This is a genomic window from Rhodococcus sp. RCBS9 (genome assembly GCF_029457415.1).
Classification (GTDB): domain Bacteria; phylum Actinomycetota; class Actinomycetes; order Mycobacteriales; family Mycobacteriaceae; genus Rhodococcus_F; species Rhodococcus_F qingshengii.
In genome coordinates, this window is record NZ_CP120422.1 from 1,789,303 (window position 1) to 1,812,646 (window position 23,344).

Sequence of the window (23,344 nt, forward strand, 5' to 3'; positions counted from 1 at the left end):
TCAAGTGTCATCGGGGTGTCAATGTGTACTTCGTGGACAAAAACTCGCGAATTCCTTCGAAGCCGCCTTCTCTTCCGATCCCCGAATGCTTGATGCCGCCAAAAGGCGCTGCTGCATTCGAGACGAGACCGGTGTTGAGGCCCATCATCCCGGTTTGAAGTTTTTCTATCATTCGCTGGCTTCGGCCGACGTTCTCTGTGTAGACATAGCTGACCAAGCCGTACTCGGTGCTGTTGGCAATGTGCACGGCCTCGTCCTCGGACGAAAAGCGAGTTATTGCCAGCACTGGTCCGAATATCTCCTCGTTCACCATCCGAGCTTCAGGCCCGATCTTGTCGATCACGGTCGGTTGAAAGAAGTTGCCCGGGCCGACGACGGCCTGACCGCCGGTGACAATCTCCGCGCCGGTGTCCACCGCGTCAGCGACGAGACCTTCTGTCTTCGCGATGGCTTTCTTGTCGACCAGTGCACCGATGTCGTAACCTTCGTCGGCCCCACGACCAATTTTCAACGCAGCAACCCTTTCACTTACTCGACGAACGAATTCGTCGGCCACGGAATCGTGTACCAATATGCGGTTTGCGGCGGTACATGCCTGACCGATGTTGCGGAATTTCGCGAGCATCACGCCGTCGACCGCTCGGTCGATATCTGCGTCCTCGAAAACCACGAAGGGTGCGTTGCCGCCGAGCTCCATCGAAGTACGCAATACGTTCTGCGCAGCAGCTTCGAGCAGTTTGACGCCAACCGCCGTCGAGCCTGTGAAGCTCAGCTTGCGAAGGCGTGGATCCGATAGCAGGGCACTGGACTGAGCGCTGGGATTCGACGTGGGCACTACGTTCACCACACCCGGCGGAAGTCCTGCCTCTTCCAGCAGCTGCACCAGGTAGATCGTGGTCAGCGGAGTGAGTTCCGCCGGCTTGATGATGGTGGTGCAACCGGCGGCGAGTGCCGGAGCAATCTTGCGGGTTGCCATCGCGAGTGGGAAGTTCCATGGTGTGATGAAGTAGCAGGGCCCCACAGGGAGGTGCGACACTGTGATGTTGCCTGACCCTTCGGGGTTTCGGCGATAGTCTCCGCTGACGCGTACGGCTTCCTCGGAGTACCACCGAAGGAACTCTCCACCGTAAACGACCTCACCGCGCGCTTCGGCGATCGGCTTCCCCATTTCCAGGGCGATGAGCAGAGCAAACTCTTCTTTGCGATCCATCAGCAAGTCGAATGCTCTGCGGAGGATGTCCGAACGTAGGCGGCTAGGTGTTTCGGCCCACTCTTGTTGTGCTGCAACGGCTGAATCGAGGGCGCGAATGGCGTCGTCGACCGTTGCGTCGGCAATCGTCTTGATCACATGCCCGGTTGCAGGGTCTTCGACGGCGAAGGTCGCGCCCGAACTCGATGGCGCCCATGTTCCGCCGACGCCGATACCGGTTTCGACACGGTTGAGTAGGTCCTGTTCATGTGGCTTCAATGTCATGACTGGCTTTCCTTTGTGGCTGAGACCGGGGCGTGCGCACGGAATCCGTCGACCACGACGCGTAGACCTTCGCGCAGCAGTTCGTCCGAAATTGCGAGCGGAGGGAGAACTCGGATGACGTTTCCGTAGGTGCCGCAAGTAAGAACCACTACGCCATGATCCGCGGCGAATTTTGCGACGGAAGCGGTCAGAGCCGGGTTCGGATCTGTGCTGTCGGGGTGTACTACTTCGATGGCCTTCATCGCGCCGCGGCCACGGATGTCACCAATACGGTCGTCCGAGGCGCCCAGTTCGGTGAAGACCTCATCGATGATCGCCGCGATTTCACGTGCACGAACAACCAGGTTGTTCTTTTCGTACGTTTCGATTGTGGCGAGCGCCGCGGCGCAGGAAATCGGGTTTCCGGCGTAGGTGCCCCCGAGAGCGCCGAATTGTGGTGAATCCATGATCTCTGCGCGGCCAGTGACCGCGGCCAGTGGCAATCCACCCGCGATAGCTTTTCCTGTTGCGATGAGATCAGGTACGACTCGCTCGTGGTTCGCAGCGAAGAGATCACCGGTACGGGCGAACCCGGTTTGGACTTCGTCGAGGATGAATACGACGCCGTTGGCAGTTGCCCATTCGGATAGAGCAGGCAGAAAACCGGTCGCGGGTTCGATGAATCCACCCTCGCCCTGGATGGGCTCGATGACGATTGCTGCGAGATTGGAAGCGCCGACCTGTCTTTCGATCTGCAGGAGCGCAATTTCTGCCGCCTCCACTCCGCTCAGCCCATCGCGATATGGGTACGAGGTTGGAACACGGTAGATCTCGGGTGTGAACGGACCGAAGCCGTTTTTGTAAGGGGTGTTCTTCGCAGTCATGCCCAAGGTGAGGTTGGTTCTGCCGTGGAACGCGTGATCGAAGACCACAACCGCATGTTTGTTGGTGAAGGAGCGTGCGATCTTGATCGCGTTCTCGACGGCTTCGGAACCGGTGTTGAACAGTGCTGTGCGCTTCTCGTGGTCACCGGGGGTGATCGAGTTGAGTTTCTCAGCGACCGCGACGTAGCCGTCGTATGGGGTGACGGTGAAGCAGGTGTGAGTGAACAGTTTCGCTTGGCGAGTTATGGCTTCGACAACGGCTGGAGCTGAATTGCCGACGCCGGTGACGGCGATGCCCGAACCGAGATCGATCAGAGAATTGCCGTCGGCATCGATCAAGATGCCGCCTCCGGCTGCGACGATCGATATGGGTACAACGTGCCCTACACCGGCCGCAACGGCCGCCTCTTTTCGACGCATGAGCACCTGCGATTGCGGTCCTGGAATTGCGGTTACGAGTTCTCTGTGTTGCGACACCAGTGGGCCGCCTGTTACTGACGAGACTGACAATTCGTTCCTCATTTTCGTGTTGTCGATAGTGAGCGTCAGAGCCAGCGCGGAGCTGTCGGGGCTGTGCCGATCTCGCGGCCCGACGTGTCGACCGCGGACACTGCGATGTTTCTGCGGCCGGTCACCCACATCAGCAGATTCGGAAGCGACCCGGACACAGCCGTGCGTGCCGTGGTCGAATCGGCGGTGGTGATGTGACTCGAAGCCGGTTCGAACTCTTCACCGGTGTCCGCAACTGTCATGTGCACGCGATAGTCGTCTCGGGTGGCCCATGTATCCAGGACATTGTGAATTATTCGTCGCTGCACCGCCGGCGGTATGTCCGCTGCACTCGCCGAATAGTTGAGATCGATTGCGTGTAACCACAATTCGCGAGATCGCATCCACACTGTATCGACGACCGGTATCCGCACACCTTGAGCGTTGTTTACCTCGGTAGACCAACGATTGTCGGGGACTGCGCTCCAGGCGATTTCGAGCGCTCTCGCCTCCCTGTCGCCGAGTTCACGGAGTTCGACTTTCGACAGTGGTGCTGCACTGTCGATTTCCCGGCTCCGCGCATGGGCAGACTCGTACATCGGTTTCTCGATGCCTGTCGTCGCCCAATCCACCAGGCGGCCGAGGGCGCGGGCGTTGAAACCGACGTGCGCGACCACGTGCGCGCGAGTCCATCCTGGAAGCAACGAGGGTCCACGCAGTTCGTCGTCACCGAGTTCGCGCAACGTCCGGTCGAAGTGCATTTGTCCGGCTTTCACGTAGCCGAGATCGACGGCGAGTTCGTCAGCCGGCTCTCGCATCACGTTCACGGCATTCTCCTTCACAAGATTACGAGTAATTCTTCAGCGAGTCGGTCGGGCATCATGGGTGAGGTTTCCTCCGAGTATTGTTGCGACGACGTCGATCTCCGATATGTTCGGCGCCGTGAGCGGCGACGACGAGAACACGGCAAAGTCCGCAAGTTTTCCCCGTTCGAGGGTGCCTTTGTCGTCGATCTGACCGGTCGCGCGCGCAGCCCATTCCGTGTGCGTTCGAAGGGCTTCCTCCGGTGTGATCGCCTCGTTCGAGCCCAGGACGAATCCGGTGTCGGTACGACGATCGACGGCCGACTGCATACCTCTACGAAGATTGTTGTCGGCGACAGGAAGGTCTGATGAGCCTGCGAGTATTGCTCCCGCATCGATGACCGATCGCCCACGGTAAAGCCACGGTTCACGGTCGGTCCCGACAAGATCGACAATCTGATCGCCGAGCGGCCCTATGAAACCTGCCTGGGGGGTCACAGCAATGGCAAGATCGCCGGCACGCCGCACTTGATCCGGTCGAGCGATGCCGAAATGTTCGATACGGCACGGAGCTGTGTGGCGGCCGTAACTCTTCTGCGCCTCCTCGATCAGATCCAGGGCCAGGTCTATTGCTGCGTCTCCAATCGCATGCAGCGCAAGCGGCCACCCCGATCGATATGCCGCGAGTGCACGCTCTCGATACAGTTCCGGCGTGTCGAGGAGGTATCCCCGATTATGTTCATGGCCACAGAAGTCCTCTGTCACAGCGGCGGTCGCCCCGAGCAAAGAACCGTCGAGAAAGACCTTGACGTGCCCCAACTGAACGTGGGAATCGCCGAAGCCGTAACGAATCCCGAGGTCCAAGCCCACTCCTGTCCCCTCGCCGCAGAAGTCCGAAGCGTTCGCAGCAAGGGGATGAAGAGCGTCGATTGCCGGCATCAACTGTGCACGAGCGTGCAGATGATCGCGATCTGCGGCCAATTGATAGGCCGCGATTTCGATGGAGCTGTGGCCGATCCAACCGCCACCGACACCAGCTTCTGTGAAGCTTGTTATCCCCTGTGCAGCAAAGCGTTTGGTTGCCTCGTCGATTGCCTCGGCGAGCCGCTCGGTGGAGTAGGGCAAGAGCAACGCCTGCACCAACCCTTGCGCCGACTCTTCGACTACACCGGTAGGGCGGCCCTCGTCATCCCGCACGACGACACCTCCGACGGGAACTTCGAACCCGTCGTCAAGCGCACCGATGAGACGCAACGTAGCGGTGTTCGCAATCGCAGCGTGACCAGAGGTGTGCCGTAAGTACAGTGGCCGGTCTCCCGTCACGGCGTCGAGCCGATCGATAGCAGGGAATTCGCCGCCATAGTGCCCCTGGTTGAAACCTGTGCCGTGGACCCAGGCATCGGCGTCATCACCGATACGCTCTACTTCGGCCTCGATCAGCCTGTAGAGATCCTCGAGACTGGCGGCGCGGCTGAGGTCTATCGACGCCAATCCAAGTCCCCACCAGACGGTGTGACAATGAGCGTCGATCAGACCGGGCGTCACACAGGCGTCTGCGAAGTCCAGGGTTCGTATCGCCTCGATACCGGCGACCTCGTCGTCGAACCCGACAATACGGTCACCGATTACCCCGACAACCGAAGCGATCGGCCGATCAGGATCCATAGTGATGATTTCGCGCGCCCGCACAATGAGATCGAGTTGCATAAGAGAAATGTCCTTGTCCAGTAATCGAGCCGCGTCTGATCCAGCGGTACGAAGTGCGATGTTTCGAACACCAGCCGCGCTACGTTTCTCAGTGCTTGAAGCCGGGGAGGTCCACGCTGAATTTCGGCGCGATCGCTCCTGCCGATGCGGTGATCAACGAGATCAGCGCGAGAACCAACGCAGCTGGCCACCAGTGATCATGAGCTGCAGCTACGAGGCTGGTAACCAGAAGTGGAACGAATCCCGCAATCATCGCGGCGGTGTTGTTCGCGACGGCAACACCTGTGAATCGGGTTCGCGCCGGAAAGAGTCCGGTCAGAACAGCTCCTGTACCTGCGTAGGGAAACGACAACGTCGCCACTGCCAACGTCATCGACAGAACGATGAGCACGGGAACGCCCGAAGTCAGTAGCAGAAAGGCCGGCAAAGCGACTACGGCAGAGGCGATCCCGCCCCACAAGATCACCCGACTCGAACCGAACCGCGCGCCCAACCGCCCGCTCAACAAGATCACGAAGATCTCGACTACGGCCGCGACGATAGTTCCGAGCAGCATCAACGATCGGCTGTATCCGAGTACGTTCACTCCGTACCACACACAGAATGTCGTGACGAGGTAGAACCCGCCCATTCCGAGAAGTGAAGCCGCCATTCCGATCAAAATCTGACGCCAGCTGTGTTTGAAGGCTGTGCTCACGGGATTGGTCGCCAACTCCCCAGCTTCCTCGAGCTGACGGAAGACAGGGGATTCTTCGAGTTTGCGCCGAATATAAACCGCGACAAGAAGTAACGGTAACGAGAGGAGGAAGGGAATGCGCCAACCCCAGGATTCGAAGTTCTGCTGCGAAATTGCAATGGTGACCAGAAAAAACCCACCAGACGACAGAATTGTTCCGATCGGAGATCCGATGAGGGGAATCACTGCGTATCGCGCCCGCATATGCAGTGGCGCGTTCTCCACCACCAGGGTCAAGGCACCTGACCATTCCCCTCCTACGAAAAGGCCCTGCACGATTCTCAGCAGCACGAGCAGCACCGGCGCCGCGATGCCGATCGCTGCGTAGGTGGGCAGTATGCCGATCAACGCGGTAATGATGCCGATACCGACGATGGTGATCATCAGCGTCTTTCGGCGGCCGATCCGATCGCCCATTGCACCGAAGACAATGCCACCGATCGGTCGGGCCGCCACCCCTACTCCGAAAGTGGCGAACGAGGCAAGTGCGGCCAAGGTTGCGTTGCCGCTGGTGAAGTACTGAACATTGAACACGAGAGCGGCCGCGGCACTGAACAGGAAGAAGTCGTAGTACTCGAGCACGGAACCGACCAGAGCGCCGAGTGCGACCTTGTTTGCGCTCTTCTTGTCGAGCTCATGAACGGCTCCGAATTCGATCGACGTCGATTGTGTGTACGTCATAACTCTCCATCAGGGATGAGGGATTCGGTCTGCTTCTGTCCCCAGGGGATTTCGGCCTGTTGCAAGCATTTCAGGTTATTCGCTCACTGTCCCTAGGCATTCCCCGCCGATTACGGCCACGAATTTGTGCATATGCCCTATTCTGACTTGGTGAACCACTTCGCCCCCTCACGACCGGGCAACGAGCCGGACGCCCGCGACTCAGGAAGATGGCAAGAGCTGCTCGACAGCCTCGACGTCGCCGAACTGACCGACACCTTCGTCAAACGTGTCGCCTCGATCGCCGGCTACGACTCGTCGCCGCTACCGACGTCCGAGATCGAACGCACAGGCCGGATGGCCTTCTCCGCCATGCTCCAAGGTCTGCGCGCGGGAGGTCTGCCCGATTTCGTCCCCGTCGCGAACGATGTCGGCATCTCGCGTGCACGGGCAGGGATCCCCATCACCTCATTGATGACCGCGATCCGATTGGACTACAACGTGCTGTGGGAGGCCCTCACCTCCGCGTCGTCAGCGACGGATGCCGAACTGTTGGTCCGACACACGTGGATCGTGCTCCGCACCGTCGACGAGTACGCCGCACAGACACAAGGGGCCTACATGGCCGAACGAGAACGCATGCTGAGAGAGGAATCGTCTGCGCTGCAAGGACGCATCGCAAACCTGTTCCAAGATCCCCGATCCACAGACACAGATCAACTGGATGCCATTGCAGCCGAACTCCGAATCCCACAACGCGCCCCCCTTCTGGTCATCGGAGCTGCCGGTGACGACATCCCGGCGCTACGAGTGTTCATCTCCGAAACCGAGCGCTCCGGACGAACGGTGTACACCCACTACCTCGGCGACGTCCTGATTGCCTTCACACGCAGATTCGACCTCGACGGACCGCAAGTCACCGATGTCGGCCGGAACCTCCTCAAGCTTCGAGTCGGAATTGTCAACGCCGACACCGGTCTGTCAGCCCTTCGCGCGGCGGCCAATACCGCACGAGCTCTCACACGAACAATCACCAGCGAAGACCACGCGGCTCTCACCTGGGACCGAGGGTGGGCGAGACTGGCCAAACTAGGCCTACAAGAATCAGGAAACGGGCTACTCACCGACGTAGATGACGCCTTGGTGACCTGCGGAGACGCGGAGCGGGCCCGTCTCGAAGAATGCGTGCGCAGCTATATGAAAACAGGCAGTATCGGGGAATCGGCAAACGAGCTGTTCTGTCACCGCAACACCGTGTCCAATCGCCTTCATCGATTTGCAAAACTCACCGGTTTGGACCCCACGATTCCTGAACAATCCGCGAGACTCGTAGTGGGTTGGGCATAGAAGCACTCGAAACCCCTTCCCCTTTTACCTTCTCGGGGCGATCGCTGTCGGAGGCATCACGCAACGAACTGTATGGGCGAGGTAGCTCTGCGTGCGCTGGGAGGCTGCCCGGTAACGCGTTTGAAAGCGCGGCTGAACGCAGCTTGAGAGGTGTAACCAAGACTTCGAGCCATGGCTTCCACCGACATCGTGTCCTGGGCCAGCCACTGGCTGGCAAGAAGCATTCTCAGTTCCGTCGCGTACCGCAGAGGCGGTACGCCGATCATCGCATGGAAGCGCTCCGCGAACACCGATCGGGACACATGGCACTGCGATGCCAACTCCGCTACCGTCCAATGATGTCCGGGATCCCGGTGGACAGCCAAGATGGCTCCCGCCAGTCGCGGATCGCGCAGCGCAGCCACCAGTCCAGAGGCATTGTCGCAGCCACATTCAACCCACCCTCGCACGATCATCGCAGCCACGACTTCAGCGAGACGCGCTGAAACACCAGCAAAACCGACACGCGCCGAACAGGTCTCACGCCTCATCGCAGCAAGGATCGGTAAAAGTCCGGGATATCGCTCCCCCTGGGCGTCGGCGATCATGATCTCGGGCATGATACGACTCAGGCCTTGCATCCCGCCAAGATCGAATTCCATGTAACCGGTGAACAATACGGCGCTGGGAGACAGGTCGGCGGCGAGGCCGACATTCACGTCCCCCACCGCATCACCGAGGGGTTCGGAGTCGTAGCTGTCGATGCCCTGAACCACTACGCCCGGCCCGGACAGCCACTGATGGGGTCGACCGTGCGGGATGAACACAGCGTTACCCGCTGACAGTTCGTGGACGGTGCCGTTCTCGGCACGCAGGAACGCGTGACCGACTGCGAGAAAGTGGAAATAGGCACGGCCCGGTTTCGCATCGAAGCCGATGCCGAATCGCGGACCGGCATGAACGCGACGGTACTGCACTCCACGCAACCGCATACTCGTCAACAGTTCGCTGATGAGGTCGGAGGACGAGGCGAACGTCCCGGCAGCCGACTCGGCCGGACTCTTGATCAAAACGGCCGGATCCTCAGTCATAGATCATCCTGAAAGTCGTATCTAGTGTTGACTCAAAGCCTTTCATGCGATCCAGGAGAAGTACAACCGTTGTCCAGTGATGTATGCAGCACCGCGCCCGATACCCGACCCGTCCGAGCAGCCGCAGTTGTCGACCCGCCACCGCTGCCGGTAACACCGAAGTGGATGGCGGTGATGTCACTGGCTCTGGGCGTATTCGGACTGCTTACGGCCGAGTATCTTCCGGCCAGTCTGTTGACTCCGATTGCCGATGATTTGGGTGTGCCGGAAGCACTGGTGGGCCAAGCAGTCACCGTCACGGCTGGAGCAGCAATCCTCTCTGGACTACTGACGGCAAGCCTGACACGACGGATGGACCGGCGGATTGTTCTGCTCAGCTTCACTGTGCTGATGATCGCGTCGAACTCGCTCGTGGCCCTGGCCCCGAACATGGTGGTGCTGTTGGCGATGCGGATCCTGCTCGGCATTGCGTTAGGTGGTTTCTGGAGCATGGCGGCTGCCACGGCGATGCGTCTGGTACCGGAATCGTCGGTACCTCGCGCTGTATCAATCATTTTCAGCGGTATCGCCGTAGCAACCATCGTGGCCGTGCCGCTCGGTAGTTACCTCGGTGAACTGTCCGGTTGGCGCAGTGCCTTTTGGGTCACCGCAGCCCTCGGGGTCGTGACGCTTGCCTTCCAACTGTTCGCGTTGCCCCCGATGGCACCGCGGCACGAGGCACGGTTGAGAACTTTGTGGTCGGTGTTGGTACATCCACGCTTCGGGATCGGCATCGTCGGCATGTTGCTCGTCCATATCGGGCACTATGCACTGTTCACCTACATTCGGCCGGCGCTCGAAACCATGGTCGATGTCGGCGCCTCCACCTTGACTGTTCTATTGTTTGCCTTCGGAGTGGCGAACTTGGCAGGCACACTTGTCGCCGGATGGCTCCTCCAACTCAGCCTGCGTCTGACATTGGCGCTGATGCCCTTACTGATCGGGATAGCTGCTCTAGGTCTGGCACTGGTGCCTGCAACTCAGAGCGTAAGCGCAGCCTTGGTGGTGTTGTGGGGCTTGGCATTCGGCGGAGTTTCGGTGGCGTGGTCGACGTGGGCGACCAGGACCGTGCCCGACAAGGCGGAAAGTGCAGGCGGGATCGTGGTGGTCGGTGTCCAGTCCGGAATCGCTGCAGGTGCCGCAGCAGGCGGTGCGATGTTCGGAGCCGGGGGTGCCATGGCGGTGTTTTCGGTTTTCGGAGTCGTGCTGATTGCGTCAGCATTGTTCATCACATTGTCCGTGAAGAACCCCGATCACCTTGCGTGACATCGGTTACCTGCATGCGGCGGCAGACTGGGACTACGAATCAGCGAGGTCAGCTGATCGGTGCGCGAGCAGCGTGATCTGGCCCGGTCAACTCTCGAACAGCTTCCGCGCCTCGAGCTTCGCTGCGAACGAGAGAAGACCAGCCTCGGTGTGTGGGCGTCCGACGAGCTGTACACCGACAGGTAGACCGTCGACGTCGGCTGCTGGAATGGACACTGCGGGCAGTCCGATGAGACTCCACGGCGCGGTGAGTGAGAGCAGACCACTTGGAACGTCGACCGGCTGATCCTCGACACTCACCCGACGGCTGAACAGCGGCGGTGTCGAAAAGGGAATCGTAGGCAGCGCAATGAAATCGACCGCACTCAGTAGCTGAGCAACACCTACACGGAACTGTTCACGAATCGCGATCGCCTGCAAGAACTGCGAATCGGTGTACGTGCCGCCCATCTCGAGACGCTCACGCACCTCTGGGTCGTAGAGATCGGGTGCGAGACTGAGCCTTTCGGCGTGGACCGCGTGAGCTTCACGCCCTTGGATGACACGATAGGAGAAGCGAAGTGCCTCCGCGCCGTGGATATCTATTTCGTCGGTGAGGAACGGTGCGACCAGATCGCGGGCAGAACGGGCAATCGATGGTTGAGTGGCATGAATTGATCTCGGCGATATCCAGCGAACGCGCACACCGGCGACGGAAGTGCACTCGGCCGGTGGTGAGAAATCGTCGATCAACGCTGACAGTACGACGTGTGCATCAGCCGCACAGCGAGCCAGAACACCCACGGTGTCCATCGAACTGGCCAGAGGAAGTACTCCGTGCGTGCTGATCGCCCCTTGTGTGGGGCGAATGCCGACGACGCCGCAGCATGCTGCGGGGATTCGCACGGAACCACCGGTATCGGTGCCGAGTGCGACTGGAACGATGCCGGCAGCGACGGCGGCCGCCGAACCGCTACTAGACCCTCCGGACATGTGCCCTAATGCATGTGGGTTACGAGTGGGTCCAGTAGCAGCACGATCCCCCGTCGGACCGTTCGCGAATTCATGCGTCGTCGTCTTCCCGATCACTATCGCACCTGCTCGTCTGAGCCGCTCGACGCAATCTGCATCGCGAGTGGCGATCCGATTCACGAAATGGCGCGAACTAGCGGTCGTCGGCAGACCTCGTACATCGATCATGTCCTTCACCGCTATCGGCACCCCGTGCAGCGGACCCCGGTCAGCACCTGCGGCCAATTCTCGATCGGCGGCGGCTGCGGCGGCACGAGCTCCGGCCACGTCGATGGTGACGAACGCGTTGATTGTCGATTGCGAGCTCTCGGCCTCCTCGATGGCAATCCCGATCAAGTCCGCTGACGTGACCCGACGTGCCCGAAGGTCCGCAGCCAGGTCCGTGATGGTTCTTCGGCTGAAGTAGCCGCCAGTTGCGGATACGTGGACGGCCGAAGGGGGATTCTCCGTCATGCCGCCGACACGGTGAGCGCCGCGATGGCCTCGCGGAAGGGTTCGATCGGGGCGATGAGCAGACCGGCGCCCGCGTGTCCGCCCTCACGCAGGGCGGCACCCATGTGGATACGTGGAGTGATCGCGGTGGAAACCACACGTGCCGCGTCGATTCCGAACGGAACGCCACGAAACTCTAGATACGGAATCTTCCACTGGGGGTGCTCAGTGTGAGTAATGCCGTACATTGCCTCCGTCGTTTCGACCATGTTCTGAGCCGATCCGCCGCTGTAATCCTGAAGCGAAAAAGCAGCCGCCGCCGAAAGGCCGCCGAGTCCCACCGTCTCGGTGATCAGGCTCTCCCCGCCCATGTACGCAGTATCCTCAGCGGTGATCCCGTCGAAATATTTCGCCTGCAACGTGGGAATCGGCGCGCGAAACCATCGCTGGCCGGTGCCAGCTGTACGAATCGCGAACTCCTTCCCGCTCAACGCCATAGCGGTGACGATGCTGCTGTGCGGTGTATTGCTGGCGGTTGTCGCGATGCTCTTACCCGTCGCCATCGCGACATGGAGAAAGAACAGATCGTTCTGACTGAGGAAGTTCAGAACGTCGCGGGTTGCTGCGGTGAAGCCGTTGGCCTCGAGAACAGACTCGTAGATCTGCTCGAAGAACACCGCTGTTGCCGCTGTATTACGGCTGTGCAAGTCATCGCCCATGCCGAGGGCACGCCGAATGATGGGACTGGTGTGTAGACCGCCGTTGTGTCGTAGTGCCGCTGAGAGGGCTGGTCCGAGCACGTCCTTGATCCAGGTCAATTGTTGGTGTACAGCCTCGTTCCATACCCCGTAGGTGAGGCGTTCGCGGGCACTTCCCTCGTAGAGAACGCAGTGTCCGCGCGAACCCGACATCGAATCTTCGACAACGAGGACAGGCATCGACGCCGTCGTCACCCCGGTCAGCGAGCCTACGCACCCGTAGTCATGGCACGGCCGGACGAGGATGTCTCCCGCATGCAGGAGAGCGTCGGCCTCTTCCACCGAGTTCGCGAGCCCCTCGAAGAGTGCTGCTCCCAGTATCGCTCGGCGCTGGCCTCCTTCGTATGCAGGCCAGGGCAACGGGGCTCCCGAGGTGAGGATGGTGTGGCGGGTCATGCCGGGCAGCGCATCGAGTGCCGGGGTGACATCGATCAAGACGGGGTCTGCTTGCAGCATCGCATTCACTGCGACCATATTTGCATGAATTCGCCTGTCCGACAATAGGTCTTGCATAGAATCTGCCTTTTGCTCGAGCTGTGTGTCGGTCATGCCCACCGACCGAGGAAATCGATCACAGCAGCATTGACTTCAGCGGGTTTGGACGCACTCAGGAAGTGATGCCCGTTCGGGATCGTCTCGAGGCGCACTTCGGCCGCACGGGTGAACAGTTTGATTTCGTCCTCGGCGTTGGCCACTGAATAAACCTGGTCTGCCGTGCCGTGGAGCCACAGAACCGGCTGCGTCACTTCGTCCAATCGCCCGAACAACCCGTCGCGATCACGGAGATTGATCGTGGCGAGCCGCAGTCGGTGCCGGCCCGCGTCGCCGGAGTAGTTCGTGCGGTAGATCTCGAGCCACCTCACTCGGTCTTCCGGGCTCAAGCCTCCCAGCGCAGCGTCGAAGGTGGCATCGACGAAATCATCGGGAACAACCCAGTCGTCGTCGACCGGCTCGCCGAAGGCCTCGATGTAGGGGGTGCAGAATCCCGGCCCGTCCCAGCACCCGAGGTCGCGGCTGCGTTGACTCTCGACGTCCAGCGAGGTACCCAACGGAATCAGGCCTTTGACTACCTCTGGTGCCAGCAAGCCCATTCGGGTGGCAATCCACCCCCCTTGCGAAGTCCCCAAGACGAATGCGTTCGGAATGTCCAGTGCCGCAAGAGCCTGCAGGTTCGCAACTGCGCTGTCCCAGTAGGTGAAATGCTTGTATGTCGAACGGGTTCGGCCATGACCGTACGGCTCGAGGGCCAGTAGGTTGGCCCTGTCGGTCAGCGCAGTATCCGCGAACTGGTCGCGGTACAACTCCGCAGAGGTGGTGTACGAGTTGATCATGACCAGGGTCGGCAATTCGGGGTTGTAAGGTCGCCCGAACGTGGCCCCTATGACCGAGCCGCCGAGGTGGGGGATGGTGATGGTTTGATCGAACGTGCTCATGAACTCAATTCCTCTTCTTTGTGGGGCAGTCCCGAGATCGGGTCACGGTAAAGGTGCGGGCGCTATCTGGCCGGCACTCGGTATGGGTGTTGTCTGGCCTGGGCTGCGGGACGGCTCTCGGGCCGACTCGAAGAGCTGATCAACTCGTTCCAACTCTTCCCGGTCACTGGCTCGAAGGAGGCTGACCGCGACGAAGACGACAAGATTGGCTACGAGGCCGACCAGTCCGGAACCTAACCCCTCAAGCCACGGCACTGCCCCGCCTTGGTCCATGTACGGAACCGTCAGCGCCAGAGCGATTACCGCACCGACGAGCAGCCCGGCGATTGCGCCGTCCCTGTTACCTTTGCGCCACATGAGTCCGCCGAAGATCGGTACGGCAAGTTGGATGATGGCTTGATACGCCAACTGCGTGACGCCGGCCAAGTTGGGTGAATCGTAGATGCGGTACGCGATGATCGCGGCAACTATTGCGGTAACTGCCATCGCAGCCTTGGCGAGGTAGAGCTCCTGCTTGTCCCGCAGTGGGTGAACGACAGCAACGATGTCGTTCGCAACTTGAGTGCCGATCGCTTGGGTGACGCCGTCGACGAAGCCCATTCCCGCCGCGAAAACTATGACAAGCGCGATCGCCAACAACCAGGTACCACCGGCGTCCTGCGCGATCGCGAAGAACGACGATACTGGATTGGCAGCGGCGAAAGGGATCGGCGCCGCGCACAGCGCGACAAACATGAGTAGAACGCAGAACACGAAGCCGATCGCCATTGTTTGCAGCGAGCCCTTTTTCACTTCACGCACGCTGGCAGCAGTGTAGATTCGCGTGAATATCATAGGCCAGCAAAGACTTCCAATGATTCCGGCGGCAACGATGCCGAAGTAGTAGAGTCCGCCTTCATCGGATCCGAAGCCGGGCAGGCTCAGTTGAGCGTCGGTAAGCTTGCTCATGTTCGAGATGCCACCGAAGTAGAAGAACAACAGGCCCAGGCACAAAATGGCCGATCCGATGTAGGCAACAATCCCCTGGACCATATCGGTGAGGATGAGACCCCTCATACCCATCTGGACGGTCCAGAACTGACGCACGACCAATACTGCAATCCCGATCAGGATGGAGTCGGCGTCAGAGAGTTTACCCAGCGATGCCCACTGAACTACCGCGCCCATTGCAATGAGCCCGAGAACGAGCCAGGGCACGAGGGCGACGACACTGATGGCGCTTCCGATCAACTTCAGGCCGCGGCTGTTGTACCGCAGGTCCAGTAGATCCGCCTGGGTCCGCAGGTCGAACTTCTTACCCCACTTCCATACTGGCCGGGCGATGAAATACATCGCGAGAACACCAAGGACGGAGTAGACGAGAAAGTACAACCCGATCACGCCACTAGCAACGGTCAGACCGAAAACCGCGGTAAAAGTCGAACCGGGCCACCACGAATTCGTGTACGCCATCGACACGAACCAGCTCGAAAACGAGCGCTCGCCGACGGCGTAGTTGCTGAACGTCGCGACGCTTTGCCGGTTCTTGGAGATGTGAAGGACAACAACGATGACGACGAAGAAGACGCCTAAGGCGCCAAAAGTGACGATCATCAGTCCACCGCTCCCTGACGACACTCGGTGACCCAGAGACCGGTGACTGCTGCGATCGCAGCTGCGGACACGAGTATCAGGTACCAGACCGAAATCGGTACGCCGATGACCAGACCGTGCTGGTGGGACATTGCGATGTACAAAGGTGGCCAGAGCGCGATCATATTGATCAGCGCGAATAGTGCGCCGAAGGCGATGTTCCTCGCTGGGGAACGACTGAATAAGCCAGTGCGTTTCATTGATACTCTTTTCGTCTCTGCAGGCCGTCAACAGGGCCGGCTGGGCGGCGTATAGCCAGATGAAAAGCGTATGAACAATCACATTCCTCGACCATCGGTCAGTTGACGTATTTTCCGCATACCTCCGGTCGGACATCACATGCGGACACGACAAACCGAACGGGCGAAATGTACTGGGGCATCGAGAATTTCATAACCGGAACTGAACGGGTGAGAATCCGCCACTAAAGACGCGGCTGCTGCATCATCAACGGAGATACATCTCCCCTCACAGCGCCTTTGGCGCTACCGTAGGGCTTTGGTTTACGCCCGTTCCGACTCCCCCGACTCGCTGGTCGTTGCGGTCACCCTGACGACGGTCGCACTCCGGGTACTCACATCTCGCTCGCGAGCAACAGTCCTGCTTCCACAGCAAGCGCGGCGAGCTGCACACGAGATTGGCTCCCGAGTTTGACGAGAAGATGCTCGACGTGGGTCGAAACGGTTCTAGGACTGATGAACAGCTTCTTCGCGATCTGGGGATTGGAACAGCCTCGGGTGACCCAATGAAGAATTTGCACTTCCCGGCAGCTCAACCCGAACGGCCACGGAATCCGACGTTCAACGACCACGAGGGACGTTCCGGGACCCGCCGACAACTCGATTCGATGGCACGAACCATCCGACTCGGCCCACAAATACTGCGCCGGTCGGCCAGCCCAATCCCGGATCGCTGACGCCAACCACCTGCGCGCAGACTCCCCAAGAACCGGACCCGCCGTATGACCTGGCAGCTCCGAAATTGCGCCTGTATCGGTGACTATGACGGCGTGCGCTGCCACCCCAGCCCGTTGCACGGCACCATGAGCGCTCCGGAAGAGATCACAGACGTCAGCGAGTACAGGACGGAACCTCTCGATCACGCTAAGAGCCTCGTTACTGGCGTCTTTGGGGCGCGCCCAACTCACGTGCAGAGCACCGGTATATCGCCCACCAGGCAACCTCAGACACATGGTCGCGCCCTCCTTGAACCCAGCGGGAATCAAGAATCCCTCGGCGGACTGCGTCTGCGCGAACGGGATGTGCCAATCCCTCTGCAAGTCCAGCCAACGGAGGGCGTGCGGAACCTGGGTATGCAACAAATGAAAGCCCGGATTCCCGTCGACGAACGCGTCGTTCATATGTTCGTCGAGCTCCCGCGTGTAGCCTTCGCTCGCCAACGTGACGTGCCTATGACTTCCTGAACCCGCATCCCATGCCGTCAATGCGTATCCATCCCATGGAATCGAATCCCGCAGGACTCTCATTGCAGCAGAAGCGCGCACGTGGACATCGGATAGTTCGACGAAACGGCCATCGTCCGGCGGGATCATGGCCGGAAGCAAAGCGTGGATCTGCATACGATACTCCTGGATCCGACTCCCCCAAGTACGTATAGGCTCTCATTGTCTCGCCAGTCAGGCAACATCGGGGAACGAGAGGGAAACCGGTGGTAGAGCCACACGCAGTGGGCGAAAAGTGGCTGAGTTTACGCCCACCCGGCGACCGGCTCGAGCAAGCTGGGGTCGCTGTCCCCGGCATTTTTGGCGGCAGTCGAGACTTCGCAAAGCTCAGATGCGGCACCCGCAATCGAACTGTCACTGGCGGCAACCGCTGACAAACAGTGCGCGCAGATTGGCTGCAAGTTGACCACCAATGGTGAATCGGCAATCGTTCGGGCAGCGATCAAGGGTATACCGTTCGGCACCATCACAATTCACACTGAATCAGGGCCGATCCACACCGAATCGTTGTCGAACACCGGGACCGGCGGAGGTGCGTTCGTCGCCGCGGTGGGCAGTGCAGCAAGTTTCCGGCCATGTTCGATGACGCTGCCAGATGCCCGTTCTCCTTGAAGAGTGCCTATCGCCCTCAGTCTCAGTCGCCGTTCGAACCGCCGAATACAAGTTCAGGCGTGCCCACTACCGATAGGCCGGGGTGTAGTTGCTGCTGTAGGGACTCGATCCCGGCGGTGTCGAGTGTTCCGTGGTGAATCTGGCAGACCCAGTCGAAATCTTCTGTAGACCAGGCGATCTGATATCCGTAAGTCTTGGTTTTCCACGGCTGGTTCGATCGTGGCCTCCGGGCGATCCATCCCGCTTTATCACCGAGTTCTGCGGCGAATGCGCCGGTTTCGGGTTCGATCGAGTGAACGAAGCGTGGGGTCAGGTCCGTCAGCATGGGCACCCTGATGGGTTCGGCGGCGATCTCCTCATGAAACCAGCTCATCGACTCCTGCGCCGGCGTTACTGGTGGCCCGCCGCGACCGGTGAGGCTCCTCGATTCTGCATCGGTGGTGACCGGACCGTCCCAGGTGAACAGGGAGAGTTCGAGGTGCTCCCCCACTCTGAGGTCGGTGTATGCGGCGCCGTCGATACCGTCGCCGGAGTGTTGGGCAAGTACCGCACCGGTTTCGGCGTCGACGACAAGCCGCAGCGACGGCTTCGGCAGATTCCGGCTCTCGCGTGGGGCGAGATCCACCGACCAGCATCGACGGCCGAGGAACTCGACGTCTGTCACCGGCCCTGTCGGGCGTGAATGATCGTTGCCGACCCAATGCTCAACGCGCGGGGTGATCGCAAGGTATCGGCCCGCGCCGGGCGAGTGCACGTGATGGAGTTCGGTGCAGCGCGGTTGGTCTGGGTCGGCGGTGAAGTCCCAAGCGGTGGTGCCGTCGCTGACGAACATCACCTGCCCGTCGAGTGACTCGATCCTCGATCGGCGCCCCCACCGATACAGATGCACGCCGGGGAGGCGAACGGGAAGAAACACAGGTTCTTCACCGTAGCTGCCGAAGTAATAGTGAAACGGTTCGTCGGAATTGCGGTACGGGACCACGACCCCGTGGACCGGTTGCCGCGGTCCGTCGGCCAAGGTCACCAACATCTGCACCCATTCGGTCATCACTGCCTCCGTTATGCATTCGGGTATCGGTCGTCTGCGGCCTAGGTCAACGCGCCTCCCACTGGTTTCGGTGAGCTTTCCGGCCCGATCGCCTGCGCCGCTCAGCTCAGACATGCAGGACTCCCGCGATCGCTTCGGAAGCCGCGGGGTAGGCGCGGGTGTCGGCTTGTTCCCTCAACTCTGCCGAGGCGTAGGACAGGAGATTGTCGAGACGAACACCAAGCTCGTCGTACAGATTCAGCCGAGCTGTCAACATCAGTCCCGGGTAGTCACGATGCCGGAATCGGACATGGATCCGGCCGCTCGGCCAGTGGCCGACGTACGTGGCGCTCACCTGATCGACTTTGTCCGAGAACCGCATTCGGTCGAGACCGCGCAGGCAGTACTGCACGTACCCGTGATGATCGAGTGGCTCAGGCCCGACAGGCCAGCACCGATCGGTGATGTCGATGCCGCCGGTGATCAGCGAATGGATGCCGCCATCGACCCCGGTGGAAAGTACCGACCGACCGCCGGCAGGACGGGTAGCGGTCCTCGCGACCAACCACAGCCTCCTGGCCCCTGCGACCCCGTGGGCGACATCCATCCCGGGCAGCATCAAAGTCGTCACCGGCGACGGAACCTCACCACGGTAGGCCCGTACAGTTGTGGCGCCACGCGCAATGGGGTCTTTGCCCCAGTACCAGCGCACGTTGCCATCGAATGCGCGCTTGCGGCGATGGTTTTCGTTGTACGACACATCCGCATACTCGCTGGCGTACCCGACCTGCCGATTTTCCGCGCACAGGTAGGTGTTGCGGTCGATGCGCAGCGGGGCCGGATCATGCAGAGGTATCTGCAATACCGATGAGCTGTAACGCAACTCGAACCCGGCCCGCTTTCCTCCCGTGCCGTCCACGCGCGGCACCCGTTCCCACGGATCGTGCTCGACACCGAGATAGAGCGAGGATTCGTCGAACTCGGCCGACACGATCGCCGCGGCATCCACTTCGACCAGACGCATCCCACCACCCGGCTTGCTCACCAGCAGCGCCGGTTTGCGCCTCAGCGTCCGTGGCGGAATATCCGGCGAGGGTGAGATGTCGTTGTGCCTGCGTGTAGTCGTCATACACCAGGCGCCGGCGCGTCCCGCGCCGATCAGATGGTGCCCTTCGGTGTATTCGGACCGGTCGATGCCGTCGGTACCGACGTGAACCAAAGGGCCGTCGCGGTGATTCTGTATCCACAAACCGGACTCGTCGGCAGAGATCTGTGCTGGGCCGAATCCCGGAGGGGTCGGAGGAAGATCGGTCCACGCCACCAACCCCGCCAACGATTCTGTGTGCGGATCAATCAGTGCCGCAACGGGTTGACGCTCGTCGACCACCCACAGGTGAGCAGCGGCGAAGAAGACATATCGAGGGCGCAGGAACCTACGCCGGAGGTGGGCGCTCATGCGCCTTTCTGCAGAGTCATGACATCGACGGTACCAGCGAAACCGCATCGTGTACCGCAACGGTCGCCCGACTGGTTCGATTTCAGGGCTGCCGATCGCGCAACTCCTCGACGATAATCCACTGCGATCGAGGGTTGAGCGCACCGTGCGCTGTGATTGTTTCTTTGCTGCGGTGCACTATCTTCTTTTTGGACGTTCGATCAGGACGGGTCGACATCGGAGCGAATGAACTCCAAAGTGCCCGAGCACGTTCGACGCTTGGGCACTGTCGGACTTTGTTACCCGTCAGTCGGGGTGGGCTCAGGGTTTTCCTGGATGAATCGCAGATTGCAAACCCGTACGCTATCGCAATGGACTTGATGGTCTGGATCGTCACGACGCCATTTCTTGCAGCAGCACTGGCGGGCGTGATGCGACGAACGCTGGGGACGAGGGTCGGTTGGCCACGGACACTTGTGATCGCGGTGATAGCGCTCTCGGTGGGTGTCCCACTCTCGGGCTACGCCGCGACATTCGCAGGAATTGCCAGCCAGGACGATCAACTTCTGGTGAGCGTAGGAACAGCGCTCATATTCTTCGGAGTTGTCGCGCTCTGGGTGTTCGCAGCATGCCTGGCCGCATTGGTTTTCCTCGAAGTTGTCCTTCCAACAGGGTCCATCCCCGGACCGCCAGAAGCATTGCAGCGCAGCCGCAAATCGTGGCGACGAACCAAGCGATACGTCCAGATCATGGGCATCGTCGTGCGAGCGGGAGGCGGGCCCGCTCTCCGTGCTGGGCCATCAGCGCCTCAGTTCGGGGACGCGCTGGTGGAAGTAATCAACCGGTGCGGTGTCACTTTCGTCAAGCTGGGACAGATCCTCGGCACGCGAGACGACCTCATACCACCCGAGTTGGCTCGCACTCTCTCGTCTCTGCAAAGTTCGGCACGACCGGCTGATCCAGTCCGCATTGGGGAGCTACTGGCATCGGAACTCGGCGACGCACCAGAGTCGGTGTTCGCATGGTTCGATGTGGAGCCGTTCGCCGCCGCCTCTGTCGCACAGGTACATTCCGCGCGCACCGTTGAAGGCGTCGACGTTGTGGTGAAGGTTCAACGGCCCGAGGCGAGCGCACAAGTGAGCGTGGATTGCGATATCTTCCTTCGCGTGTCATCCCGCGCGGAGACCCGTTTTCCCTGGGCACGCGATATCGGCGTTCACCGACTCGCCGGGGGCCTCGTCACGTCACTGCTCGAGGAACTCGACTACCGCACCGAAGCAGCGAATACCGGCGCGATTGCTTCCACAATGTCGAACCGCCCGGATATCGTCGTTCCGCACATCTACCCCAACCTCAGTAGCGGACGGGTGCTCGTGATGGAACGTCTTCACGGCACACCGCTCTCCGACGGTGAGTCGGCGCTCACCGGCCTCGACCGCGACACCCGCAGCAGCATCGCCAACGAACTTCTTGCGTCGTTGCTCGACGGGATCTTTGTCCACGGCGTGTTTCACGCGGACCTGCACCCCGGCAACATCATGATCCTCGATGACGGCCGGGTCGGGCTCCTCGACTTCGGCGCAGTAGGGGTTCTGGACGGCGAGACACGGATCTTGTTCGCCGTGCTCCTCAACGCTGCCCTCGCAGGCGATCCGGTGGCGACAGTCGACGCGATGCTGATGGCATTCGACGTGCCGCCCGAAGTTGATCGCGGAGCACTACGTCACCAGGTGGGCCGAGAGATCACCCTGCTCAGTGTCCAACCCAATGTTTCCATGGCATCGTTCGCGCGAATGTTCACTGTGCTTCGCGAACACCGAATCGGAGTGCCGGGAGACGTCGCCGCCGCTTTCCGTTCGCTCGCGTCCTTGGAGCGCGCCCTGCGGCTCCTGGATCCGCAGATCGACCTCGTCGCTGCTGTTCGGGCCGAAGTACCCCGACTGTTGACCCATGTCGCCAGCCCGACTGCAGCCGCACAGGCAATCCTGTCGACGACGGCGGTCACAACCGCGGTGGTCCGGCGCCTGCCTGGTCAGCTCGATCAGATCGCGACCTCGATTGCCTCGGGAAGCTTCACACTTCGCACTCGCTCGGTCGCACACCCCGACGACAGGCGATGGCTACGACGGTCGGCGAACAACGCCCTGGGTATGGCGGCGGGGGTGACCGCGCTGATTGTCGCGGCGATCCTTCTGTTCGTACCTGGCGGACCACAACTCACACCTCAGCTGTCGGGCTATGCACTCGCGAGTGCGGTACTGGGCTTCGTCGGCGTCGTTCTGTGCATGCGGACCGTGTTCCGTTTGTTCACACTCGACAACCGGTAACCAGTAACTGATGTTCATCGCTTGATTTCGATGTCGTCGAAGTCGAGCGCCAGGAGCGTCGGCCGCGAGGGAACGCGGCCGCCTGGGCCTCTCGGGAGCACACGTCGTCGAGTGGGAAAGGTGAGACCGTCGAACTCGCGATGCTGGTCGCAGTAGAGAGCAGCTTTCGCCCAGCTGCCTACCGGTTCGGCGACGAAGTCGTGACGGCGGATGCGGCCACCGTTGTCGACATAGAAGGTCTGCTGCCGGCAATGGGTATCGATCGCCGGCGCGAACGTTGCTTGTAGTCGTCGCCATTGCTGCCCGGATTCCTGCCAAGGTTCGGCTTCGGTGACAGTGATGTCGTCGCGGGCGAGCAGCAGCGGTGCGTTCAGATAGTTCCAAAAGGCGTAGCCGGCAAAGTAAGCGGTGTCGAGCGCGTCCCAGTGGAGGTTGCGCCGGACTCCACTCAACCCGAAAAACTCTGGACGTGGGTCGGTTCGACTCCCGAGTTCTTCGCCGTCACGAGTTTCGATCCGCACGACGCCCTTGTCGAACACAGCGCACTCGCCGACACGCGGAAAGTCTTGGAGGACAGTGCGTTGCTCGGCGACTTCAACCTCGACCGTGAACTTCGCCAGCTTGTTGCCGGGGAAGCGCTGAGGCAGCAGACCGCCCAAACGTCCCCGTGCCGTGATCGCTGAAACAGACTGCCAACGTTCGACTCCGCCATGTGCGGTGAGGACTTCATCGAGTAGTTCGGTCATATGTCGACGCTCTCC

At 60.6% G+C, this 23,344-nt stretch carries 18 protein-coding genes; 3 read left to right on the forward strand and 15 right to left on the reverse strand.

The features are described from left to right. Window positions 1–7: 7 nt before the first annotated feature. The 5 genes from P0M12_RS08545 to P0M12_RS08565 all read right to left on the reverse strand — a co-directional run bounded on the left by P0M12_RS08545 (window position 8) and on the right by P0M12_RS08565 (window position 6,753). Window positions 8–1,474: an NAD-dependent succinate-semialdehyde dehydrogenase gene (locus P0M12_RS08545; protein WP_054827041.1), complete on the reverse strand. Its 1,467-nt coding sequence runs from the start codon at window positions 1,472–1,474 to the stop codon at window positions 8–10. Next, on the reverse strand, window positions 1,471–2,859 hold the full coding sequence (gabT, locus tag P0M12_RS08550) for a 4-aminobutyrate--2-oxoglutarate transaminase (protein WP_277377590.1): 1,389 nt from the start codon (window positions 2,857–2,859) through the stop codon (window positions 1,471–1,473). The genes P0M12_RS08545 and gabT overlap by 4 nt, the downstream gene beginning before the upstream one ends. Before the next feature lie 23 nt (window positions 2,860–2,882). After that, complete coding sequence (locus tag P0M12_RS08555) at window positions 2,883–3,644, reverse strand: maleylpyruvate isomerase family mycothiol-dependent enzyme (protein WP_065352774.1); 762 nt, start codon at window positions 3,642–3,644, stop codon at window positions 2,883–2,885. Window positions 3,645–3,686: 42 nt separating this feature from the next. After that, window positions 3,687–5,336, reverse strand: a complete 1,650-nt coding sequence (locus P0M12_RS08560; RefSeq protein WP_054827039.1) for an amidohydrolase — start codon at window positions 5,334–5,336, stop codon at window positions 3,687–3,689. 88 nt (window positions 5,337–5,424) lie between these two features. Further along, window positions 5,425–6,753 carry an MFS transporter gene (locus P0M12_RS08565; RefSeq protein WP_054827038.1) on the reverse strand — a complete coding sequence of 443 codons (1,329 nt, stop codon included), beginning with the start codon at window positions 6,751–6,753 and terminating at the stop codon, window positions 5,425–5,427. 150 nt (window positions 6,754–6,903) lie between these two features. Between P0M12_RS08565 and P0M12_RS08570 the strand changes: the two genes are divergently transcribed. Further along, window positions 6,904–8,079, forward strand: a complete 1,176-nt coding sequence (locus P0M12_RS08570; RefSeq protein WP_228401380.1) for a helix-turn-helix domain-containing protein — start codon at window positions 6,904–6,906, stop codon at window positions 8,077–8,079. A 56-nt stretch (window positions 8,080–8,135) separates the two neighbouring features. Here P0M12_RS08570 and P0M12_RS08575 read toward each other — a convergent pair whose 3' ends face one another. Next, window positions 8,136–9,149 (reverse strand): AraC family transcriptional regulator, encoded by a 1,014-nt coding sequence (locus P0M12_RS08575; RefSeq protein ID WP_065351473.1) that lies wholly within the window; start codon window positions 9,147–9,149, stop codon window positions 8,136–8,138. A 69-nt stretch (window positions 9,150–9,218) separates the two neighbouring features. Here P0M12_RS08575 and P0M12_RS08580 point away from each other — a divergent pair, with 69 nt between their 5' ends. Then, on the forward strand, window positions 9,219–10,454 hold the full coding sequence (locus tag P0M12_RS08580) for an MFS transporter (RefSeq protein WP_199267504.1): 1,236 nt from the start codon (window positions 9,219–9,221) through the stop codon (window positions 10,452–10,454). A gap of 87 nt (window positions 10,455–10,541) precedes the next feature. Here the strand turns inward: P0M12_RS08580 and P0M12_RS08585 are convergent, their stop codons facing one another. From P0M12_RS08585 to P0M12_RS08620, 8 genes are all read right to left on the reverse strand, one after another. Further along, on the reverse strand, window positions 10,542–11,918 hold the full coding sequence (locus tag P0M12_RS08585; protein WP_054827037.1) for an amidase: 1,377 nt from the start codon (window positions 11,916–11,918) through the stop codon (window positions 10,542–10,544). Next, window positions 11,915–13,129 (reverse strand): DUF1116 domain-containing protein, encoded by a 1,215-nt coding sequence (locus tag P0M12_RS08590; RefSeq protein ID WP_158170424.1) that lies wholly within the window; start codon window positions 13,127–13,129, stop codon window positions 11,915–11,917. Before P0M12_RS08590 ends, P0M12_RS08585 begins: the two co-directional genes overlap by 4 nt. A 71-nt stretch (window positions 13,130–13,200) precedes the next feature. Then, window positions 13,201–14,088 carry an alpha/beta hydrolase gene (locus P0M12_RS08595; RefSeq protein ID WP_047271999.1) on the reverse strand — a complete coding sequence of 296 codons (888 nt, stop codon included), beginning with the start codon at window positions 14,086–14,088 and terminating at the stop codon, window positions 13,201–13,203. A 42-nt stretch (window positions 14,089–14,130) separates the two neighbouring features. Next, complete coding sequence (locus P0M12_RS08600) at window positions 14,131–15,681, reverse strand: sodium:solute symporter family protein (RefSeq protein WP_047271997.1); 1,551 nt, start codon at window positions 15,679–15,681, stop codon at window positions 14,131–14,133. Continuing rightward, on the reverse strand, window positions 15,681–15,845 hold the full coding sequence (locus P0M12_RS08605; RefSeq protein ID WP_158170423.1) for a hypothetical protein: 165 nt from the start codon (window positions 15,843–15,845) through the stop codon (window positions 15,681–15,683). The genes P0M12_RS08600 and P0M12_RS08605 overlap by 1 nt, the downstream gene beginning before the upstream one ends. A 449-nt stretch (window positions 15,846–16,294) precedes the next feature. Further along, a complete protein-coding gene (locus P0M12_RS08610; protein ID WP_065351475.1) occupies window positions 16,295–17,299 on the reverse strand; it encodes a LuxR C-terminal-related transcriptional regulator in 1,005 nt (334 codons plus the stop codon). Window positions 17,300–17,816: 517 nt separating this feature from the next. Beyond that, window positions 17,817–18,842 (reverse strand): hypothetical protein, encoded by a 1,026-nt coding sequence (locus P0M12_RS08615; RefSeq protein WP_054827031.1) that lies wholly within the window; start codon window positions 18,840–18,842, stop codon window positions 17,817–17,819. A 106-nt stretch (window positions 18,843–18,948) separates the two neighbouring features. Beyond that, window positions 18,949–20,277 (reverse strand): hypothetical protein, encoded by a 1,329-nt coding sequence (locus P0M12_RS08620; protein WP_134929656.1) that lies wholly within the window; start codon window positions 20,275–20,277, stop codon window positions 18,949–18,951. A 350-nt stretch (window positions 20,278–20,627) separates the two neighbouring features. On the opposite strand from P0M12_RS08620, the gene P0M12_RS08625 reads away from it, so the two are divergent. After that, complete coding sequence (locus P0M12_RS08625) at window positions 20,628–22,583, forward strand: AarF/UbiB family protein (RefSeq protein WP_228401383.1); 1,956 nt, start codon at window positions 20,628–20,630, stop codon at window positions 22,581–22,583. Between the two features lie 14 nt (window positions 22,584–22,597). Here the strand turns inward: P0M12_RS08625 and P0M12_RS08630 are convergent, their stop codons facing one another. Further along, on the reverse strand, window positions 22,598–23,329 hold the full coding sequence (locus tag P0M12_RS08630) for a hypothetical protein (protein WP_054827029.1): 732 nt from the start codon (window positions 23,327–23,329) through the stop codon (window positions 22,598–22,600). Window positions 23,330–23,344: the final 15 nt, after the last annotated feature.

What these genes read in the sequence shown, in the direction of transcription:
- P0M12_RS08595 (WP_047271999.1), bottom strand. Translation starts at nt 14,088, where the DNA reads ATGAGCACGTTCGATCAAACCATCACCATCCCCCACCTCGGCGGCTCG.
- P0M12_RS08555 (WP_065352774.1), bottom strand. Translation starts at nt 3,644, where the DNA reads ATGCGAGAGCCGGCTGACGAACTCGCCGTCGATCTCGGCTACGTGAAA.
- gabT (WP_277377590.1), bottom strand. Translation starts at nt 2,859, where the DNA reads ATGAGGAACGAATTGTCAGTCTCGTCAGTAACAGGCGGCCCACTGGTG.
- P0M12_RS08560 (WP_054827039.1), bottom strand. Translation starts at nt 5,336, where the DNA reads ATGCAACTCGATCTCATTGTGCGGGCGCGCGAAATCATCACTATGGAT.
- P0M12_RS08625 (WP_228401383.1), top strand. Translation starts at nt 20,628, where the DNA reads ATGGACTTGATGGTCTGGATCGTCACGACGCCATTTCTTGCAGCAGCA.
- P0M12_RS08630 (WP_054827029.1), bottom strand. Translation starts at nt 23,329, where the DNA reads ATGACCGAACTACTCGATGAAGTCCTCACCGCACATGGCGGAGTCGAA.
- P0M12_RS08575 (WP_065351473.1), bottom strand. Translation starts at nt 9,149, where the DNA reads ATGACTGAGGATCCGGCCGTTTTGATCAAGAGTCCGGCCGAGTCGGCT.
- P0M12_RS08605 (WP_158170423.1), bottom strand. Translation starts at nt 15,845, where the DNA reads ATGATCGCGCTCTGGCCACCTTTGTACATCGCAATGTCCCACCAGCAC.
- P0M12_RS08620 (WP_134929656.1), bottom strand. Translation starts at nt 20,277, where the DNA reads ATGAGCGCCCACCTCCGGCGTAGGTTCCTGCGCCCTCGATATGTCTTC.
- P0M12_RS08585 (WP_054827037.1), bottom strand. Translation starts at nt 11,918, where the DNA reads ATGACGGAGAATCCCCCTTCGGCCGTCCACGTATCCGCAACTGGCGGC.
- P0M12_RS08615 (WP_054827031.1), bottom strand. Translation starts at nt 18,842, where the DNA reads ATGACCGAATGGGTGCAGATGTTGGTGACCTTGGCCGACGGACCGCGG.
- P0M12_RS08610 (WP_065351475.1), bottom strand. Translation starts at nt 17,299, where the DNA reads ATGCAGATCCACGCTTTGCTTCCGGCCATGATCCCGCCGGACGATGGC.
- P0M12_RS08565 (WP_054827038.1), bottom strand. Translation starts at nt 6,753, where the DNA reads ATGACGTACACACAATCGACGTCGATCGAATTCGGAGCCGTTCATGAG.
- P0M12_RS08600 (WP_047271997.1), bottom strand. Translation starts at nt 15,681, where the DNA reads ATGATCGTCACTTTTGGCGCCTTAGGCGTCTTCTTCGTCGTCATCGTT.
- P0M12_RS08545 (WP_054827041.1), bottom strand. Translation starts at nt 1,474, where the DNA reads ATGACATTGAAGCCACATGAACAGGACCTACTCAACCGTGTCGAAACC.
- P0M12_RS08590 (WP_158170424.1), bottom strand. Translation starts at nt 13,129, where the DNA reads ATGGTCGCAGTGAATGCGATGCTGCAAGCAGACCCCGTCTTGATCGAT.